This is a genomic window from Acidovorax sp. (assembly GCF_046291265.1).
Lineage (GTDB): Bacteria > Pseudomonadota > Gammaproteobacteria > Burkholderiales > Burkholderiaceae_C > Acidovorax.
This window is the reverse complement of sequence record NZ_JBKBTV010000036.1, coordinates 1-19,733: the sequence shown is the minus strand read 5'-3', so window position 1 is coordinate 19,733 and position 19,733 is coordinate 1. Positions and strand designations below refer to the sequence as shown.

Sequence of the window (19,733 nt, the reverse complement as noted above, 5' to 3'; positions counted from 1 at the left end):
ACGCCTTCCGATAGAGCCGTTCAGGCCCCTCGCCACCATGGACTGAACCTGAATGGAAGTGAGACGTTAGCAATGGTAACCATGGTAGCCTTTTTGGTCCGCGATCACTTCGCGTTTTTCCCACGATTTTCCCTCCCCCCATGCCCCGCGCTGCCCCGCCTGTTGCCCCCTCTCCCGCCAAGACGGCTCCGCCGACGGCGGCCAAAGGCGCAGCATCGGTGGCGCAGAAAGCGCTGCAAAAACTCGGACTTCGGCGCGACATTGACCTGGCCCTGCACCTGCCCCTGCGCTACGAGGACGAAACCCGCATCACCCCGCTGGCCAATGCCCGCGACGGGCAGATGGTGCAGATCGAAGCCACGGTGACCGCCAGCGAGATCCAGTTGCGCCCACGGCGCCAGCTGCTGGTGCAGGTGGAGGACGACACCGGATCGTGCGAGTTGCGCTTTTTCAGCTTCTACCCGTCGCACCAAAAGACGCTGGCCGTGGGCGCGCGCCTGCGCATCCGGGGCGAAATCAAGGGCGGCTTCTGGGGGCGGCAGATGATGCACCCCGCGTTTCGCGTGGCGGGCGGCGAGCTGCCCGCGGCGCTGACGCCCGTCTACCCCACCACCGCCGGTTTGCCCCAGCCGTATCTGCGCCGCGCCGTGGTCGGCGCGCTGACGCGGGTGGATTTGTCGGACACCCTGCCATCTGGTGCCGAACCACCGGTGACGCAGATTTATAGCCAAAATGGCCTCCAGCGCTTATTCAGCCTGCGCGAGGCGCTCACTTTTTTGCATCACCCCACGCCGGATGTAGCGCTGTCCACCTTTGAAGACCATAGCCACCCTGCCTGGCAGCGCCTCAAGGCTGAGGAGCTGCTGGCCCAGCAGCTGTCGCAGCAGCAGTCGCGCCGCGCGCGCGACATGCTGCGTGCGCCGGTGTTGCGTGCACAAAGAGCCGCCGACGGTACCTTGCCGCTGCACGAGCAATTGCTGGCCGTGCTGCCATTCAGCCTCACGGCCGCCCAGCGCCGCGTGGGCGAAGAAATTGCCGCGGACTTGGCCCGCAAGGTGCCTATGCACCGGTTGCTGCAGGGCGATGTCGGGTCGGGCAAAACGGTGGTGTCGGCCCTGGCCGCCTGCCTGGCCATGGACGCGGGCTGGCAGTGCGCGCTGATGGCGCCCACCGAAATCCTGGCCGAGCAGCACTTTGCCAAGATGATCGGCTGGCTCGAACCCCTGCTGGCCGTGCGCGGCCGCAAGGTGGCCTGGCTGGTGGGTGGGCAGAAAAAGAAGGACCGCACCGCGATGCTGGCGCTGGTCGCCAGCGGCGAGGCCGCACTGGTGGTGGGCACGCACGCCGTGATCCAGGAACAGGTGCAGTTCCAGAACCTGGCATTGGCCATCATCGACGAGCAGCACCGTTTTGGCGTGGCGCAGCGGCTGGCGCTGCGGCAAAAGTTGGCGGCCCACGGCATGGAGCCGCACATGCTGATGATGAGCGCCACGCCCATTCCGCGCACGCTGGCCATGAGCTACTACGCCGACCTGGATGTCTCGGTCATCGACGAGCTGCCCCCGGGCCGCACGCCCATCGTCACCAAGCTGATTGCTGACAGCCGCAAGGACGAGGTGATTGCCCGCATCGGCGCGCAGGTGGAGTCCGGGCGGCAGGTGTACTGGGTGTGTCCGCTGATCGAAGAAAGCGAGGCGCTGGATCTGAGCAACGCCACCGCCACCCACGCCGATCTGAGCGAGGCCTTGCCGGGTTGCATGGTCGGTCTGTTGCACTCGCGCATGCCCACCGCCGAGAAGAAGGCGGTGATGGCGCTGTTCACCAGCGGCCAGATGGGCGTGCTGGTCAGCACCACGGTGATCGAGGTGGGAGTGGACGTGCCCAATGCTTCGCTCATGGTCATCGAGCATGCCGAGCGGTTTGGCCTGAGCCAGCTGCACCAGTTGCGCGGCCGGGTGGGGCGGGGCGCCGCGGCATCCGCCTGCGTGCTGCTGTACGCCACCAACGACAGCGGCCGCGTGGGAGAAACCGCCAAGGAGCGCCTGCGCGCCATGGCCGAGACCAACGACGGCTTTGAAATTGCCCGGCGCGACCTCGAAATCCGCGGGCCCGGCGAGTTCCTGGGTGCCCGCCAGTCGGGCGATGCGCTGCTGCGTTTTGCCGACCTGGCCACCGACACGCATTTGCTGGAATGGGCGCGCGAGCTGGCGCCGGTGATGCTGGATCGCCACCCGGATTTGGCCGCAAAGCACATTGCGCGCTGGTTGGGTGGAAAATCCGATTACCTGAAAGCCTGAAATGGAACATCCCCTGAGCCGCTTCGCGCCTTCCCCCTCAAGGGGGACGACGGCCTTTGCTGCGGGGCGGCCCTTGCTGGCCATCCCCGGCACTGCCGGTGTGCCCGTTGCGAGGGCAGGGGGCAGGCGCGCAGCGCAATGGATCGCGGAACCGACCTTGGAGTTAACCACTGACGTGGCTTGCTGGAACACACCATGACCCTTACCGAACTCAAGTACATCGTCGCCGTGGCAAGGGAGAAGCACTTCGGTCATGCGGCCGATGCGTGTTATGTCTCGCAGCCCACGCTCTCGGTGGCCATCAAGAAGCTCGAAGAAGAGCTGGACGTGAAGCTTTTTGAGCGCAGCGCGGGCGAGGTGACGGTGACGCCGCTGGGCGAAGACATCGTGCGCCAGGCGCAGAGCGTGCTGGAGCAGGCGGCCGCCATCAAGGAAATCGCCAAGCGTGGCAAAGACCCGCTGGCTGGGCCGCTCACGCTGGGGGTCATCTACACCATCGGGCCCTATCTGCTGCCCGAGCTGGTGCGCCAGGCCATCGGCCGCACGCCGCAGATGCCGCTCATGCTGCAGGAGAACTTCACGGTCAAGCTGCTGGAGATGCTGCGCACGGGCGAAATCGATTGCGCCATCCTGGCCGAACCCTTCCCGGACACGGGCCTGGCGATGGCGCCGCTGTATGACGAGCCTTTCATGGCGGCGGTGCCCAGCACCCACCCGCTGGCGAGCCACAAATCGGTGACGGCGGCGGAGCTGAAAAGCGAAACCATGTTGCTGTTGGGCGCTGGCCACTGTTTTCGGGACCATGTGCTGGAGGTGTGCCCGGAATTTGCGCGTTTTTCCAGCAACGCAGAAGGCATTCGCAAGTCGTTTGAAGGATCGTCGCTGGAGACCATCAAACACATGGTGGCCGCTGGAATGGGCGTGACGCTGGTGCCGCGCCTGTCGGTGCCGCGCGAGGCGCTGTTGACCGTGTCACGCCGCCGCAAAAGCGACGAAACTTACATCCGCTACCTGCCCATCCGCGAAGAAGACGGCGGGGCGCCGCCCACGCGCCGGGTGGTGCTGGCCTGGCGCCGCAGCTTTACCCGGTACGAAGCCATTGCGGCGCTGCGCAATGCGGTGTATGCCTGCGAGTTGCCGGGCGTCACCCGGTTGTCTTGACCACCCACCCTGTGTTCCCATGCCCTGCCGCTGCGGTGCGGCTCTGATGCAGGTCACGCGCGGCGTCATAGCCTTGCGCTAAAGTGGTTTCATGCGCTGCCGCAAAGTCTGGCTTTCGGCAGCGGCTTTCTGAACCCCTCTTTTGTCCTCTCACTTCAGGAGCACTGACATGGCCAAGGCCTCCAAGACCACCGCCCCCACCATCAACATCGGTATCAGCGAAAAGGACCGTGCAGCCATTGCCCAGGGCCTGTCGCGCCTGCTGGCCGACACCTACACGCTGTACCTCACCACCCACAACTTCCACTGGAACGTGACGGGCCCCATGTTCAACACGCTGCACGCCATGTTCATGGTGCAGTACACCGAACTGTGGAACGCGGTGGACCCGATTGCTGAACGCATCCGTTCGCTGGGCCACGTGGCGCCGGGCTCGTACGCCGAGTTTGGCAAGCTGGCCACGGTGCCCGATGCGCCTGCCAAGCCACCCAAGGCGCTGGACATGGTGCGTGTGCTGGTCGAAGGCCACGAAGCCGTGGCCCGCACCGCCCGCAGCCTGTTCCCCCTGGCGGACAAGGCCAGCGACGAACCCACGGCCGACCTCCTGACCCAGCGCCTGACGGTGCACGAACAAACGGCGTGGATGCTGCGCTCGCTGCTGGAAGAGTGATCTGACCAGTGCACTCGCGCACAACAATGCGCGTTGTCCTACACGGGTTTGTAACACTTGTCAGGATGATTCGGGCTTGGGCGTGCTGCCTCTGCCATCAGGCGATGTGGAGCTTTTTGAAAGCTCTTGGCAGCACGGAGAGCAAGATTAATCGGTGATGTATGCGAATCCTGTACGTTGAAGACAACCCGGAACTGCGCGAAACCATTGGCATGCTCATGGAGGGCGACGGCCAGACGGTGACGTCGTGCGCTACGGCCGAGGAAGCCCTGGAACTGGATGCCCAGCAGACCTTTGACCTGCTGGTGTCCGACGTCAGCCTGCCGGGACTCTCCGGCACGGATTTGGCCCGCAAGTTGTTGGCGGAAGACCCGAAGCGCTGGGTGGTGCTGTGTTCGGGGTATGAGTTGGGCAGCTACCCCACCTCCTGGGGCCCCAATGTGCGCACGCTGCTCAAACCGTTTGAGCTGGACGAACTAGACCAACTGCTCGGCTCCATCCGCGAAGCGGTCGCTCGGCCAGCGGCCTGAGCCTCTCTCGCCCAGATATTCCCCTCGCCCGGCTACGCAGCCGGTTTGGCCGACTCAGCCGGTCATCCGCTTATCGCTAGCGGGTGACACCCGCGGCAACTTGACACTGAATTGGGTGGTTCCATCGCGCGAAAACACCTCGATGCGTCCACGGTGGCCGTGCACGATCTGGTGCGCAATAAACAGCCCCAATCCCAGGCCTTGATGGCGTCCGGGTTCGCGTTCGCGGCCGTGAAACGGATCAAACAGGTGCGCAATCAGCTCGGGTGCTATCGTGCCGCCGTTGGACACGGTGACTGTGACCGTGTCTGCCTGCGTTCCATCCACTTCAATGTGCACGGGTTGATCGGGGCTGCCGTGGTGGATTGCGTTGCCGACGAGGTTGGTCACCACCTGGCAAAGTCGCTCGGCGTCCCACACACCGCTCAGGTCGCCTTGTCGCGTTGACTCGATCACGCGGTCGGGAAAACTGGTCTGCACTTCGTCCAGCGTGCGTTGCACCACGGCCTGCATGTCGGCGGGACCCAACTGCAGCGCGAGGCCGCCCGCATGGCGGATGCGGGTGACGTCCAGTAGGTCTTCGATCATTCGGCCCATGCGCTGGCTGCTGCTGAGCATGCGCTCTGCCATGGCGCCGACCTTGTCGGCGTCAGGCTGGCGCTGGAGCACGGTAGCCGCCGCGGTGATTGACATGAGCGGCGTGCGCAGGTCATGGCTTAGCACGGCCATGAACATTTCGTTGACGCGCAACGCAGCCGTGCGCTCGTGCAGCTCGTGGGCCAGCGCTTGTTTGCGGCGCTGCAGCTCGAAAAACACGTTGGCCTTGTTGGTCAGCATGTGCGGATCGATGGGCTTGTACAGAAAGTCCACCGCACCACTTTCGTAGCCCCGGAACTGCCAGTTCTGTTCGCGCGAACCCGCCGTGATGAAAATCAGCGGGATGTGCCGCGTACGTTCGCTGCCCCGGATCAACTCTGCCAGCTCGAAGCCGTTCATTTCCGGCATCTGCACGTCCAGCAAAGCCAGCGCCACATCGGTGTGGGTCAGCAGCAGCTCCAGGGCCTCGGGGCCCGACTGCGCCTTCAAGATGTCGATGCCGTCGCGTTGCAGCAGCGCCTCCAGCGCGATGAGGTTTTCCGGAACGTCATCGACAAGCAGGCATTTGATGCGGTCGGTGTGGGGCATGGGCATCCGAGGCGAGAGAGGTTGTGCTGTGGGGTGAGAGTGGGCAAGCATTACAGCAGACCTTTGTGGTGAAGGTCGGTCAGCAGGTCGGCAATGCCAGGCGGCGCTAGAACATGGTGGGCGGCGCCGCGTGACAGCGCAGCCTGCGGCATGGCGGGCATGGGGGCAGTGGTTGGGTCTTGCACCACCACCAGTCCGCCTGCTGCACCAATGGCCTCCAAGCCACGCGCCCCGTCTTCATTGGCGCCAGAAAGCAAAATACCCACCAGGCGATCGCCATATTCGTCGGCGGCTGACTCAAACAACACGTCGATCGAAGGGCGCGAGTAGTGCACGGGCGCATCCACCGACAACGCAATGCGGGGCCCGGCGTCCACCAGCAGGTGATAGTCGGGTGGCGCAAAGTACACCGTGCCGGGCGTTATGGCGTCTTTGTCCTGGGCTTCCTGCAGGGGCAGTGCGCAGCGTTGGCGAAAGATGTCCGCCAACAGGCTGCGCCGGTCGCGGGGCAGGTGCATGACGATCAGCATGGCGGCACGCAGGGTGGTGGGCAGCGCGGGCAGCAGGCGCACCAGGGCGTCGATGGCGCCGGACGACCCGCCCACCACAATGGCGTCATAGCCCGCGCGCCGCTGAAGCGGTGCGGATGGAAGGTTCGGCGAGGTCACAGGCCCGCCTTCTTGCGGTAGATGCGGTCTTCCAGCACAAAGTCGTCAAACGCCTCGGCATGGGCAGAAAAGCGCAGCGACTCTTTGGAGCCCAAGCCCAAGAACCCCCGGTGGCACAGCGCATCGCGAAACAGCCCTAGGGCGCGGCTTTGCAAGTCACGCTCGAAATAGATCAGCACATTGCGGCACGACACAAAATGCATCTCGGCAAACACACTGTCGGTGGCGAGGCTGTGGTCCGAAAACACCATGTGCTCGCGCAGAGATTTGTCAAACACCACCCGCCCGTACCGGGCGGTGTAGTAGTTGGACAGCGAGCTGCGCGCACCGGACCGTGCATGGTTTTCGGTGAAGGCGGCCACTCGCGCCATGTCGAACACGCCCGTTTCGGCCGCGCGCAAGGCGTGCGGGTTGATGTCGGTGGCGTAGATCAGGGCACGGTCCAGCAAACCTTCTTCCTGCAGCAAGATGGCGAGCGAATACACCTCTTCCCCGGCGCTGCAGCCCGCCACCCAGATCTTCAGCGATGGGTAGGTGCGCAGCAGTGGCACCACTTCGTTGCGCAGTGACTGGAAGTAGCTCGGGTCGCGAAACATATCGCTGACCTGCACCGTGAGGTACTCCAGCAACGCCGGAAACACGGCAGGGTCGTGCAGCACGCGGTCTTGCAGTTGCGAAATGGTGTTGCAGCCAAAGTGCAGCAGCGCTGTGCCCAGCCGCCGCTTGAGCGACGCCTGCGCATAGCCCCGAAAGTCGTAGTGATAGCGGTGAAAAATCGCATCGATCAGCAGGCGCTGTTCAATGTCCGCGGTTCGCGCTTTCTTCTGGTGCGGCATGGGTGCGGTCTGAGATTGCTAGGCAGGTAGGAGTGGCCTGGTTATTTGGGCATCCACACCCGCACCAGCGACAGGAGTTTTTCCACATCCAGCGGCTTGGCGATGTAGTCGTTCGCCCCGGCGGCCAGGCATTTTTCCTGGTCGTCCTTCATGGCCTTGGCGGTCAGCGCGATGATGGGCAGGCGGCGCCATTCCGGGCGGTTGCGGATCTCGCGCATCGCGGTGTAGCCGTCCATCTCCGGCATCATGATGTCCATCAGCACCAGGTCAATGACCGGGCTGTTGGCGTTGCCTGCCCGCGCCAGCATGTCCAGGGCCTCGCGCCCGTTGCGCGCGATTTCGATGCGGATGCCCGTCGGCTCCAGGATGCTGGAGAGCGCGAACACATTGCGCACGTCGTCCTCCACCACCAGCACCGTGCGGCCTTCCAGGGCCGATTCGCGGTTGCGGGCCACCTGCAGCATCTGGCGGTGCTCGGCGGACAGTTCGGACTCCACTTGGTGCAAAAACAGCGTGACTTCGTCCAGCAAACGCTCGGGCGAACGGGCGTCCTTGATGATGATGGACTTGGAAAACCGCCGCAGTTGCTGCTCTTCGTCGCGGGACAGCGCGCGGCCGGTGTACACGATGACCGGGGGGAACGAAACGCCATCCTGCTCCGTCATCTGCTGCAGCAGTTCGTAGCCGCTCAGATCGGGCAGGTTCAGGTCCATCACCATGCAGTCGAACGTGGAGCTGCGCAGGTGTTCCAGCGCCTCGGTGGCCGTGCCGGCGCCCACAATTTCCACCTCTTCGCTGCTGAGCAGGTGGCGCACGCTTTCGCGCTGGCGCTCATCGTCTTCCACCACCAGCACGCGGTGCAGGCGTTGGGTGAACTTGGCTTCCAGCAACTGAAGCGCCTGCACCAGCTCATCGCGCTTGACGGGCTTCAAGGCATAACCGATGGCACCGCGACCCATGGCCTCTTGCGAGTAATCGGCCACCGACACGACGTGCACGGGAATGTGGCGCGTAGCGGGATTGCGCTTGAGCTGATCGAGCACGCCCAGCCCCGAAAAGTCCGGCAAATTCACGTCCAGCACGATGGCACTGGGCAGGCTGTGCGCCGCAAACGCCAGCCCATCGGCGGCGTTGTGCGCCAGGTGGCACTCAAAGTCCATCTCGCGGGCCAGGTCGCACAGGATGTGGGCAAACCGCGTGTCGTCCTCAATCACCAGAATGCTGCGCGGGCCTGCGCGGCGCGGCGCAGACTGTATGGACTGCGCCGCAGCGTGGATGGCCGAGGCTGCCGCGTCGGCACCGCCAAACATGGGCTGGGCGCTGGGCGCCCACGCCGCATTGGGCGGCGCCGTGGGTTGCGCTGGTGCCATGGCGGGCGGCGCTGCGTCGTGCGACGACGGGGTGGGTGGCACGACAGGTTGTGCGGCGACCAGTCGCAGGGGCAACACCAGCGTGAAAACGCTGCCTTCGCCCGGCGTGCTCTGCACTGCAATGGTTCCACCCAGCAACTGCGCCAGGTCGCGCGATATCGACAGGCCCAGGCCCGTGCCGCCGTATTTGCGGTGGGTGCTTCCATCGGCCTGGCGGAAGGCTTCAAAAATCAGCTCCTGCTGGTGCGCAGGGATGCCGATGCCCGTGTCCTTGACGGCAAACGACAGGGTGTCGCCGGGGTTGCGCGACACGTGCAGCTCCACCGAACCTTTTTCGGTGAACTTGAGCGCGTTGGACAGCAGGTTTTTCAGCACCTGGCCCAGGCGCAAGGCGTCGGTTTCCATAGCCGCTGCCACGTCCGGCGCCACGGTCGCGGTGAGCGTCAGGCCCTTTTCCTGCGCCAGCGGGCGCAGGGGGTCGATCAGCCCCTGCAGCGCACGCGCAATGTTCACGGTCTCCACCTCCACGGTGGCCTGACCGGATTCGATCTTGGACAAGTCCAGGATGTCGTTGATGAGCGCCAGCAGGTCGTTGCCCGCTGCGTAAATGGTCTGCGCGTACTTGACCTGGTCGGTGCTCAGGTTGCCGGGTTTGTTGTCGGCCAGCAGCTTGGCCAGGATGAGCGTGGAGTTCAGCGGCGTGCGCAGCTCGTGGCTCATGTTGGCCAGAAACTCGCTTTTGTACTGGCTGGCCTGTTCCAGCTCGCGGGCCTTGTCGGTCATGGCGCTCTGGGCGCGCAGCAGTTGTTCGCGCTGGTACTCCAGTTGCTGGGTCTGTTCTTCGAGGTGGGCATTGGTTTGCTCCAGCTCGGTTTGCTGCACTTCCATTTGCGCCTGCGACTCTTGCAGGATGCGGCTTTGTTGCTCCAGCTCTTCGTTATTGACACGCAGCTCTTCTTGCTGTGTCTGCAGCTCTTCGGACTGGCGCTGGGTCTCTTCCAGCAGGTCCTGCAGGCGGCTGCGGTCGATGCCCGAGCGGATGGCCACGGCCAGCATTTCCGATGCCCGCTCCAGCAGGGTGCGCTCGGCCTCGCTCACCGGCCGGTAAAAACCCAGTTCGATGACGGCGAACACGTTGCCGTGTTCCACCGCGGGTGCGACCAGCAGCTCGACGGGGCTGGCTTGGCCGGTGCTGGACGACACGGGCAAATAAGCGGGCGGCACGTCGCGCACATGCAGTAGCTGGCGCGAGCGCGCGGCCTGTCCCACCAAGCCTTCGTTGCTGAGCAGCTTTTCTGCCAGGCGTTCGCGCGGCAGTGCATAGCCGCCAAACAGCGAAAACCCCCCGTTGCAGTCGACGACATACCCCGCGCCGACCTGGGCTTTGAGGTAAGTGGCCAGGTATTCGAGAGCCAGCTTGCCAATGTCTTCGAGACGGTGGTCGCCCTGGATGCGCTGGCCCAGGCCCATCAGCCCCGCAGACACCCAGGACTGGAGTGCTTTGACCCGGTATTCGCGCGCCGTCATGGCGGCCGAGATACAGATCAACACCAGCAAGACCAGCGAACCCAGCCCCGAGTAGAGGTTGGAATTGGCGGCGGCATCTGCCCACTGCCTGCGTCGGTCGTCGAGTTGCTGGTTTTGCTGGTTGCGCAGGCCCTCGGTCAGATCGCGGATGCGGTCCATCAGGTCTTTGCCCGCATTGGTTCGCACCAGCGTCATGGCCCCCACGCCATCGCCCGACTTGTAGAGCGCAATGGTTTCATTGAGTTCGCGCTGCTTTTGCTGCGACAACTCGTCCAGTTGCATCACCACCTTGTGTTGAGCGGACTCCTCGGTCGTGCTGTCCTTGAGCGCTTTCATGTGGTCCTGCAGCGCAGCGGTAGCCATCTGGTACGGCCGCAAGTAGGTGGTGTCACCGGTCAGCAGGTAGCCACGCTGGCCGGTCTCCGCATCCTTGATCGCTGAGTAAAACTGGTTCAGCTGGCGCATCGACAGGGTCGTGCGGTCCATTGCTTCCACTGCCGCGGTGCGCAGCTCGGCAGAGCGGAAGTTGACCAAGGCAATGACCAGGGTGGCAAGGGCCGCCACCACAAAGCCTGCCAGAAGCGTGCGGGGAATGGCAAAGCGCGTTGTGGAGGCCTGTGGGCTCGAAGATCGGGGCATGCGGGGCAGGTCCGTAGGTGGGAGAACGGGAGACTTTACCGGGTTTGGTGGTGCCGTGGCAGTAGGCAAGAGCCGCATCTCATCGCCTTGCTGCAGGCGGCGCAGCGCCTGCGGCTGCTACATTCGGTGCGCCCGCGTTTTGGCGGGGTGTCCGTCCCGTTGTTTGCCTTCTGCTTCTCTATGTCGCACGTTCCCCCGCGCAGTCGTTTTGCCCTGTACCTTGACCTCATCCGCTGGGACCGCCCTGCGGGCTGGCTGGTGTGCCTGTGGCCCACGCTCTCGGCGCTGTGGATCGCGGCAGACGGGTTTCCGGGCTGGCACCTGCTGGGGGTGTTTGTACTGGGCACGTTTTTGATGCGCAGCGCGGGCTGCTGCGTGAACGACGTGGCCGACCGGGACTTTGACAAACACGTCAAACGCACTGCGCAGCGCCCGGTCACCACCGGGGCGGTGTCGGTCAAAGAAGCCTTGGGCCTGGGGGCTGTGCTGGCACTGCTGTCTTTCGGGCTGGTGCTCACCACCCACACGGCGGCCATTGCCTGGTCGGTGCCTGCGGTGCTGGTGGCCATTGCCTACCCGTTCACCAAACGCATTATTTCGATGCCGCAGGCCGTGCTGGGCATCGCGTTCAACTTTGGCATCGTGATTGCCTTTGCTGCGGTGCAGGGCAGTGTTCCTGCGGTGGCATGGTGGATGTGGTTGGGCAACCTGTGCTGGGTGCTGGCCTACGACACCGAATACGCCATGGTGGACCGGGACGACGACCTCAGGATCGGCATCAAGACCTCGGCCATCACGCTCGGCCGTTTTGACGTGGCCGGCATTGTGGCGTTTTACCTGCTGTTTTTGGGTATTTGGGCGCTGGTGCTTTCACCATATGCCTTGGGTGCTATTTTTTATATAGCGATTGCGGTGGCGTTGGCACAGGCGGTGTGGCACTTCACGCTCATCCGCACCCGTACGCGCGAGGGCTGCTTCAAGGCCTTCCGCGTCAACCACTGGCTGGGCGCCACCGTGTTTGCGGGCATTGCGGGCAGCTACCTGCTGCGTCAGATACTCACTAATTGATAGCTGCTAGCGCTTATTGGATAAGAGCTAGAGGCCAAAAACACTTAAAAAATTCGAATCAAGCGCCAAACTCATCGCCCAGCTCGTGGGCGCGGTGCTCGGCGGCGCGCATGGCGGCCTCGAAGCTGGCGGCCACACCTGCTGCCTCCATCGACTGCAGCGCCGCATAGGTGGTGCCGCCCTTGGATGTGACACGCTGGCGCAGCACCGCGGGGGCTTCATCCGACCGGCGGGCCAGTTCCGACGCACCCACAAACGTGCCCACGGCCAGCTGGTGCGCCTGCTGCTCGGTCAGGCCCATGCGGGTGCCCGCACGCGTCATGGCCTCCAGAAAGTAAAAGACGTAGGCGGGGCCCGAGCCCGACAAGGCCGTCACGGCGTCCAGCTGCTTTTCAGTCTCGACCCACAGGAACTCGCCGGTCGACGCCATGATGGCCTCGACCTGGGTGCGCTCGGCGGCGTCCACCGCCGGGCGTGCAAACAGCGCGCTCATGCCCTTGCCCACCAGCGCAGGCGTGTTGGGCATGGTGCGCACGATGCGTTCGGTGCCCAGCCATTGGGCGATGCTGTCAGAGCGAATGCCCGCGGCCACGCTCAGGTGCAGGGCCTCGGCGGTGTGGGGCTTGGCCTGGGTCGCCGCATCCTTGAAGGTCTGGGGCTTGACGGCCCAGACGACGATGCAGGCGCGCTGCAGTGCAGGGCCAGCTTTGGCCTGGGCGTCGATCCCGTAGTTTTTGCGCAGCGCCTCCCGCGCGTCGGCCCAGGGCTCGACCACCTCGATCTGGCTGGCCGGGTGGCCCTGGTGGATGAGCCCGCCAATGATGGCGCTGGCCATGTTGCCGCCGCCGATGAAGGCGATGGTGGGGAGGGAGGGGACGGCGGCGGATGTGGCGGTTGGGCTCATGGGAGGTGCAAGGTGGCAACAACAGGGGCCACGATGGTAGCGCCGCCGCGCCCTGGATTCACTCTGCGGTGGTCTGGCGCACCGCGTGTTCCCAGTTCGCCATCAGCTCCTGCGCACGCGCGTTGCTGAGTGTGGGCACAAAACGGCGATCGGCGCGCCACAGTTTCGAGAGTTCGTCGGTGCTGCGGTACACGCCGCTCGACAGCCCGGCCAGGTACGCAGCCCCGAGCGCCGTGGTCTCAATGACAGCGGGCCGCACCACCGGGATGCCCAGCAGGTCGGCCTGGAACTGCATCAGCAAATCGTTGATGCAGGCGCCGCCGTCCACGCGCAGCTCGCTCACCGGCGCGCCACCGGCGGCCACGGCGTCGCGGCTCATGGCCAGGAGCAGGGCGGCGCTTTGGTAGGCGATGCTTTCCAGCGCCGCGCGCGCAATGTGGCCCAGCGTGGTGCCGCGTGTGAGGCCGGTGATGGTGCCGCGCGAGTCGGGTTTCCAGTACGGCGCGCCCAGGCCGGTGAAGGCGGGCACCATCATCACGCCGCCCGAGTCGGGCACGCTTTGCGCCAGCGACTCGACCTCGTTGCTGGTCGAGATGGCGCGCAGGCCGTCGCGCAGCCACTGCACCACGGCGCCGCCGACGAAGACGCTGCCTTCCATGGCGAACTCAGGGTGTTGTCCGGTCTGCGCTGCGCTGGTGGTCAGCAGGCCATTCTGGCTGGTCTGGAACTTGCCGCCCGTGTGCATCAGCATGAAGCAGCCCGTGCCATAGGTGTTCTTGGCCATGCCCGCCGTAAAACAGGCCTGGCCGAACAGCGCGCTTTGCTGGTCGCCCGCGACACCGCCGATGCGGATGCTGTGGCCCAGCAGGTCGGCGGCGATGTCACCAAAGTGGGCGCTCGACGGCAGCACTTCGGGCATCAGCGCCTTGGGGATGCGCAGCAGCGCCAGCAAATCGTCGTCCCACTGGTTGGTGTGCACGTTGAACAGCATGGTGCGCGAGGCGTTGCTCACGTCCGTCACATGCACCTGGCCGTGGGTGAGCTGCCATATCAACCAGCTGTCCACCGTGCCAAAGGCCAGCTCGCCGCGCTCGGCCGCGTCGCGCGCGCCGGGCACGTGGTCCAGCAGCCACTGCAGCTTGGTGCCCGAGAAGTAGGCGTCCACCAGCAGCCCGGTCTTGGACTGGATGGTGGCCGCGTGGCCTTGTTCGCGCAGCTGGGCGCAGGCAGGCTCGGCGCGCCGGTCCTGCCACACGATGGCGTGGTGCACGGGCTGGCCGGTTTTGCGGTTCCACAGCACGGTGGTTTCGCGCTGGTTGGTGATGCCCACGGCGCGCACGGCGCTCGCGCCAATGCCCGCCTTGGCCAGCGCATCGCGCGCCGTAGCGAGCTGGGTGCGCCAGATTTCCAGCGGGTCATGCTCCACCCAGCCGGGCTGGGGGTAGATCTGCGGCAGCTCCAGCTGCGCCTGCGCCACGATGTGGCCTTGTTCGTCAAAGACGATGCTGCGGGAGCTGGAGGTGCCTTGGTCGAGGGCGAGCAGGTAGGTCATGAGGGCAAAGGATAGGGGAAGCTACGCAGCGACCGTGCAGATGACTTCGGCATCTTGCAAAAGAGCAGGGAAGGGCTCGGGCGGCGGGGCATCGGTGAACAGGCGATCAATCTGCGCCAGTGTGGCCAGCTGCACCATTGCCGGGCGGTTGAACTTGCTCTGGTCGGCGGCCAGCCACACCTCGCGCGCTTGCGCAATGATGGTCTGGGCGACCTTCACTTCGCGGTAGTCAAAGTCGCGCAACGAGCCGTCAAGCTCGATGCCCGAGATGCCGATGAGCGCAATGTCCACCTTGAACTGGCGGATGAAATCCACCGCCGCCTCGCCCACAATGCCCCGGTCGCGCGCACGCACCACGCCGCCCGCCACGATGACTTCGCATTCGGGGTTGCCGCTCAGGATGGCCGCTACGTTCAGGTTGTTGGTGATGACGCGCAGGCCCCGGTGGTGCAGCAGGGCTTTGGCAATGGCCTCGGTGGTGGTTCCGATGTTCAGGATCAGCGAGCAGTCGTTGGGCACCTGTTCGGCCACGGCGCGGGCAATGCGTGCCTTGCCTTCGGCGTGCAGCGTCTCGCGCTGGGTGTGGGCAAGGTTTTCCACTGTCGAGCTGGGCACCCGCACGCCACCGTGAAACCGCGTGAGCAGTCCGGACTCGGCCAGACGTTGCACATCGCGGCGCACGGTCTGGAGCGTCACGCCCAGTGTGTCGGCCAGTTGTTCCACCGTGGCGGATTTGCGCGCGCGGACTTCTTCCAGCAGCAGCAGTTGTCGGGGATTCGTATTCACGCGTATTAATTGGCTGAGATTGGCTAAAGGGTGCTGATACTTTAAATCGAACAAAAAAGAACCTGTTAAGGGTAAACGTTGATTCAATACGATCACAAAAGAACAAAAATGAACGCAATCGAAAAACGAGAGGGCTGACTGTGAGCACCGTGGAAAACACCTCGGGACACAGCGGCAAAAGGTTTTCACAAAGCCCCGGGAGGGCGACCAAGAAAGGCAAGCGTGATGCAGCTGGCACTGGACAGCATCAGCAAGAAGGTGGGGCCTGAGACCTGGCTCCACACCATGAGCCTGGCGCTGCAGAGCGGGGCCGTCACGGTGCTGCTGGGCGCGACCCAGGCGGGCAAGACCAGCTTGATGCGCATCATGGCCGGGCTGGATGCGCCCACAGCGGGCACGGTCAAGGTGGACGGCGTGGACGTGACCGGCATGCCGGTGCGCGAACGCAACGTGGCCATGGTCTACCAGCAATTCATCAATTACCCCTCCATGAAGGTGGCGGCCAACATTGCATCGCCGCTCAAGCTGCGCGGCGAAAAGAACATCGACGCCCGGGTGCGCGAGATTGCCAGCCGCCTGCACATCGACATGTTTCTGGACCGCTACCCGGCTGAGCTGTCGGGCGGCCAGCAGCAGCGCGTGGCCCTGGCGCGCGCCCTGGCCAAGGGCGCGCCGCTGATGCTGCTGGACGAACCCCTGGTGAACCTGGACTACAAGCTGCGCGAAGAACTGCGCGAAGAGTTGACCCAGCTGTTTGCCGCAGGTCAGTCCACCGTGGTGTATGCCACCACAGAACCGGGCGAGGCCCTGCTGCTGGGCGGCTACACCGCCGTGCTTGACGAAGGGCAGTTGCTGCAGTACGGCCCCACGGCCGAGGTGTTCCATGCGCCCAACTCGCTGCGCGTGGCGCGTGCCTTCAGCGACCCGCCGATGAACCTGATCCCCGCCGCAGCGGCAGCACAAGGTGTGCAATTGCAGGGTGGGGTGCCACTGGCGATTCCGCTGCCGCAGGGTGCGTCCGTAGCTGGCACGCTGACCGTGGGCGTGCGCGCCAGTGCGCTTCGGGTGCATGCGCGCCCCGGCGATGTGAGCGTCGGTGGCACGGTGGAGCTGGCCGAAATCTCGGGCTCCGACACCTTTGTGCATGCTTCCACCCCTTGGGGAGACCTGGTGGCGCAGCTCACCGGTGTGCATTACTTTGAACTGGGCACGCCCATCACGTTGCATCTGGACCCGGCGCACGCCTATGTGTTTGGTGCCGATGGCCAATTGGTGTGGGCGCCCGCGCGGCACCACGCTGCACAAGGAGGGCGCTGAGATGGCCCGCATCAGTCTGGATCTCGCCCATTCGTACAAGCCGAACCCGCAGCAGGACAGCGACTACGCGCTGTTGCCCTTGAAGATGGAGTTCGAGGACGGCGGCGCCTACGCGCTGCTCGGCCCCTCGGGTTGCGGCAAAACGACCATGCTCAACATCATGTCGGGCCTGCTCGTGCCATCCCACGGCAAAGTGCTGTTTGATGGCCGCGACGTGACACGTGCCAGCCCGCAAGAGCGCAACATCGCGCAGGTGTTTCAGTTCCCCGTCATCTACGACACCATGACGGTGGCAGAGAACCTGGCGTTCCCGCTGCGCAATCGCAAGGTGCCCGAAGACCAGATCAAGCAGCGTGTGGGCGTGATCGCCGAGATGCTGGAGATGAGCCACCAGCTGAACCTGCGCGCCGCAGGGCTGTCGGCCGATCAGAAACAGAAGATCTCGCTGGGGCGCGGCCTGGTGCGCTCGGACGTAGCGGCTGTGCTGTTCGACGAGCCGCTCACGGTGATCGACCCGCACCTCAAGTGGCAGCTGCGCCGCAAGCTCAAGCAGATCCACCACGAACTCAAGCTCACGCTGATCTACGTGACGCACGACCAGGTGGAGGCGCTGACTTTTGCCGACCAGGTGGTGGTGATGACGCGCGGCCGTGCGGTGCAAGTGGGCTCTGCCGACGCGCTGTTCGAGCGCCCCGCGCACGTGTTTGTGGGCCATTTCATTGGCTCGCCGGGTATGAACTTCTTGCCCGCGCAAAGCGATGGCGCAAGCCTCTCGGTGGCTGGGCACCGCCTGGCGCTCCCGGTCGACCGTGTTTTGCCGGAAGGTGCATTGCAAGTGGGCATACGGCCTGAATACCTGACCCTCGCCCAGCCCGACCAGGCAGGCGCGTTGCCCTGCACGGTGTCGCAGGTGCAGGACATCGGCACCTACCTGATGCTGACCGCCAAGGTGGGCGAACACATGCTCAAGGCGCGCTTCAGCCCCGAAACGCGGCTGCCGTCGGCGGGTGATTCCGTATGGCTGCAGGTGCTGGGTGAGCACACCTGCTTCTATCAAAACGAGGAGCTCTTGGCATGAGCACGACAACCAAACCGGTGAACCAGAAAGCGTGGTTCCTGATCCTGCCGGTCATCATCTGTGTCGCCTTTTCGGCCATTCTGCCGCTGATGACGGTGGTCAATTATTCGGTGCAAGACATCATTTCGCCCGAGCGGCGTGTGTTTGTGGGCACCGAATGGTTCGCCGCCATGATGCGCGACGAAGAGCTGCACGCCGCGCTGTGGCGCCAGATCACGTTCTCGCTGGCCGTGCTGGCGGTGGAGATTCCGTTGGGAATCCTGCTCGCGCTGTCCATGCCCGCGCAGGGTTGGAAGTCGTCCGCCGTGCTGGTGGTGGTGGCGCTGTCGCTGCTGATCCCGTGGAACGTGGTGGGCACCATCTGGCAGATCTATGGCCGGGCCGACATTGGTTTGATGGGCCGCCTGCTGCAGGAGGCAGGCATTGAATACAGCTACACCGGCAACGCCACGCAGGCGTGGTTGACCGTGCTGCTGATGGACGTGTGGCACTGGACGCCGCTGGTCGCGCTGCTGGCGTTTGCCGGGCTGCGCTCCATCCCCGATGCGTACTACCAGGCGGCCCGCATCGACGGCGCGAGCAAGTTTGCGGTGTTCCGCTACATCCAGCTGCCCAAGATGCGCGGCGTGCTGATGATTGCGGTGCTGCTGCGCTTCATGGACAGTTTCATGATCTACACCGAGCCCTTTGTGCTGACGGGCGGCGGGCCTGGCAATGCCACCACGTTCCTGAGCCAATACCTCACGACCAAAGCCGTGGGCCAGTTCGACTTGGGGCCTGCAGCAGCGTTCTCGCTGATCTATTTCTTCATCATCCTGCTGCTGTGTTTCATCCTCTACAACTGGATGCAGCGTGTGGGCACTGCCAGCAACGAAGGGGCCGGCCATGAATGAAAAACGCTTCCACAAGCGGTCGATCTTCCTCGTCGCTTACCTGGTCTTTGCCGTGTTGCCCATCTACTGGATGATCAACATGAGCTTCAAGACCAATGCGGAGATTCTGTCCACGTTCTCGTTCTTCCCGCAGAACTTCACGTGGGACAACTACAAGACGATCTTCACCGATGAGTCCTGGTATTCGGGCTACATCAACAGCCTGATCTACGTCAGCATCAACATGGTGATCACGCTCACCGTGGCGCTGCCAGCGGCCTATGCGTTTTCGCGCTACAGCTTCTTGGGCGACAAGCATGTGTTCTTCTGGCTGTTGACCAACCGCATGACACCGCCGGCCGTGTTCCTGCTGCCGTTCTTCCAGCTCTACACCACGGTGGGTCTGATGGACACGCACATTGCCGTGGCCTTGGCGCATCTGCTGTTCAGTGTGCCGCTGGCGGTGTGGATTCTGGAAGGCTTCATGAGCGGCATCCCGCGCGAAATTGATGAGACCGCCTACATCGATGGGTACAGCTTTCCACGGTTTTTTATCAAGATATTTCTCCCGCTCATCAAAGCGGGCGTGGGCGTGGCAGCGTTCTTCTGCTTCATGTTCAGCTGGGTCGAGCTGCTGCTGGCCCGCACGTTGACCAGCGTGAACGCCAAGCCCATCGTCGCGACGATGACGCGCACCGTAAGCGCATCCGGCATGGACTGGGCGACGCTGGCCGCTGCAGGTGTGCTGACCATCGTGCCCGGGGCCATCGTGATCTGGTTTGTTCGTCACTACATCGCAAAAGGCTTTGCGATGGGTCGGGTTTGAGGAGGCTGCGAAATGTTTGACTGGATGGCCTGGACGCTGCCCGTGGCGGTGTTTTTTATCTGCATCGTGCTGATGCTGGTGGGCATGACCGTGTGGGAGATCAAGTCGCCCACCGTGATGCGCAAGGGTTTCCTGCCGCTTGCGACCACGCGCGGCGACCGCCTCTTCATCGGGTTGCTGTCGGCGGCCTATGTGAACCTGATTTTTGTGGGCATCAGCGGCAAGCTGGCCCAGTGGTTCAGCCTGGAAGGCGACCCGACGATCTGGATCAGCTTTGTGCTGTCGATGGCGCTGCTGGCGCTGATCCTGCGCAAAGGTTGAGGTGCATTGCAGTATCAAAAAGATAGCTGATAGCGCTTGATAAATAAGGGTTTCAATATAAAAAATATCTTGAACATAGCAACAGCAAGCGCTAACAGCTATTGTTTTTGATGATGACAAGCGCCG

Annotated in this window: 17 protein-coding genes; 10 read left to right on the top strand and 7 right to left on the bottom strand. The window is 64.0% G+C overall.

The window, feature by feature from the left end:
• Positions 1-140: 140 nt before the first annotated feature.
• The 4 genes from recG (at position 141) to ACK41V_RS14415 (ending at position 4,658) form a co-directional block, all read left to right on the top strand.
• Entirely contained in the window at positions 141-2,297 is a 2,157-nt protein-coding gene (gene recG, locus ACK41V_RS14430; RefSeq protein WP_409783290.1) for an ATP-dependent DNA helicase RecG, read from the top strand.
• Between the two features lie 195 nt (positions 2,298-2,492).
• Positions 2,493-3,458 carry a LysR substrate-binding domain-containing protein gene (locus tag ACK41V_RS14425; RefSeq protein ID WP_409783289.1) on the top strand — a complete coding sequence of 322 codons (966 nt, stop codon included), beginning with the start codon at positions 2,493-2,495 and terminating at the stop codon, positions 3,456-3,458.
• Between the two features lie 169 nt (positions 3,459-3,627).
• A complete protein-coding gene (locus ACK41V_RS14420) occupies positions 3,628-4,128 on the top strand; it encodes a Dps family protein (RefSeq protein WP_409783288.1) in 501 nt (166 codons plus the stop codon).
• Positions 4,129-4,289: 161 nt separating this feature from the next.
• Complete coding sequence (locus ACK41V_RS14415) at positions 4,290-4,658, top strand: response regulator (protein ID WP_409783287.1); 369 nt, start codon at positions 4,290-4,292, stop codon at positions 4,656-4,658.
• Positions 4,659-4,712: 54 nt separating this feature from the next.
• Here the strand turns inward: ACK41V_RS14415 and ACK41V_RS14410 are convergent, their stop codons facing one another.
• From ACK41V_RS14410 to ACK41V_RS14395, 4 genes are read right to left on the bottom strand one after another with little or no spacing between them, the layout of a single operon-like run.
• Entirely contained in the window at positions 4,713-5,843 is a 1,131-nt protein-coding gene (locus ACK41V_RS14410; RefSeq protein ID WP_409783286.1) for a response regulator, read from the bottom strand.
• Between the two features lie 50 nt (positions 5,844-5,893).
• The gene (locus ACK41V_RS14405) at positions 5,894-6,511 is read right to left on the bottom strand and encodes a chemotaxis protein CheB (RefSeq protein ID WP_409783285.1); all 618 of its coding nucleotides are present in this window, start codon (positions 6,509-6,511) and stop codon (positions 5,894-5,896) included.
• Entirely contained in the window at positions 6,508-7,347 is an 840-nt protein-coding gene (locus ACK41V_RS14400) for a CheR family methyltransferase (protein WP_409783284.1), read from the bottom strand. The genes ACK41V_RS14405 and ACK41V_RS14400 overlap by 4 nt, the downstream gene beginning before the upstream one ends.
• A 41-nt stretch (positions 7,348-7,388) precedes the next feature.
• On the bottom strand, positions 7,389-10,883 hold the full coding sequence (locus ACK41V_RS14395) for a response regulator (protein WP_409783283.1): 3,495 nt from the start codon (positions 10,881-10,883) through the stop codon (positions 7,389-7,391).
• Between the two features lie 180 nt (positions 10,884-11,063).
• Here ACK41V_RS14395 and ubiA point away from each other — a divergent pair, with 180 nt between their 5' ends.
• On the top strand, positions 11,064-11,951 hold the full coding sequence (gene ubiA / locus ACK41V_RS14390; protein WP_409783282.1) for a 4-hydroxybenzoate octaprenyltransferase: 888 nt from the start codon (positions 11,064-11,066) through the stop codon (positions 11,949-11,951).
• A 58-nt stretch (positions 11,952-12,009) separates the two neighbouring features.
• On the opposite strand, the gene proC is transcribed toward ubiA, so the two are convergent.
• From proC to ACK41V_RS14375, 3 genes are read right to left on the bottom strand one after another with little or no spacing between them, the layout of a single operon-like run.
• Complete coding sequence (gene proC / locus ACK41V_RS14385) at positions 12,010-12,855, bottom strand: pyrroline-5-carboxylate reductase (RefSeq protein ID WP_409783281.1); 846 nt, start codon at positions 12,853-12,855, stop codon at positions 12,010-12,012.
• A 58-nt stretch (positions 12,856-12,913) separates the two neighbouring features.
• Positions 12,914-14,407, bottom strand: a complete 1,494-nt coding sequence (glpK, locus tag ACK41V_RS14380; protein ID WP_409783280.1) for a glycerol kinase GlpK — start codon at positions 14,405-14,407, stop codon at positions 12,914-12,916.
• Positions 14,408-14,428: 21 nt separating this feature from the next.
• The gene (locus ACK41V_RS14375; protein ID WP_409783279.1) at positions 14,429-15,193 is read right to left on the bottom strand and encodes a DeoR/GlpR family DNA-binding transcription regulator; all 765 of its coding nucleotides are present in this window, start codon (positions 15,191-15,193) and stop codon (positions 14,429-14,431) included.
• Positions 15,194-15,418: 225 nt separating this feature from the next.
• Between ACK41V_RS14375 and ACK41V_RS14370 the strand changes: the two genes are divergently transcribed.
• Genes ACK41V_RS14370 through ACK41V_RS14350 form a run of 5 tightly spaced genes read left to right on the top strand, consistent with a single transcriptional unit; the run spans position 15,419 to position 19,607 of the window.
• Complete coding sequence (locus ACK41V_RS14370) at positions 15,419-16,510, top strand: ABC transporter ATP-binding protein (protein ID WP_409783278.1); 1,092 nt, start codon at positions 15,419-15,421, stop codon at positions 16,508-16,510.
• A gap of 1 nt (position 16,511) precedes the next feature.
• On the top strand, positions 16,512-17,588 hold the full coding sequence (locus ACK41V_RS14365) for an ABC transporter ATP-binding protein (RefSeq protein WP_409783277.1): 1,077 nt from the start codon (positions 16,512-16,514) through the stop codon (positions 17,586-17,588).
• Positions 17,585-18,481 carry a carbohydrate ABC transporter permease gene (locus ACK41V_RS14360; protein WP_409783276.1) on the top strand — a complete coding sequence of 299 codons (897 nt, stop codon included), beginning with the start codon at positions 17,585-17,587 and terminating at the stop codon, positions 18,479-18,481. The genes ACK41V_RS14365 and ACK41V_RS14360 overlap by 4 nt, the downstream gene beginning before the upstream one ends.
• Positions 18,474-19,286 carry a carbohydrate ABC transporter permease gene (locus tag ACK41V_RS14355; RefSeq protein WP_409783275.1) on the top strand — a complete coding sequence of 271 codons (813 nt, stop codon included), beginning with the start codon at positions 18,474-18,476 and terminating at the stop codon, positions 19,284-19,286. The genes ACK41V_RS14360 and ACK41V_RS14355 overlap by 8 nt, the downstream gene beginning before the upstream one ends.
• Positions 19,287-19,298: 12 nt before the next feature.
• Entirely contained in the window at positions 19,299-19,607 is a 309-nt protein-coding gene (locus tag ACK41V_RS14350; RefSeq protein WP_409783274.1) for a DUF2160 domain-containing protein, read from the top strand.
• Positions 19,608-19,733 lie beyond the last annotated feature (126 nt).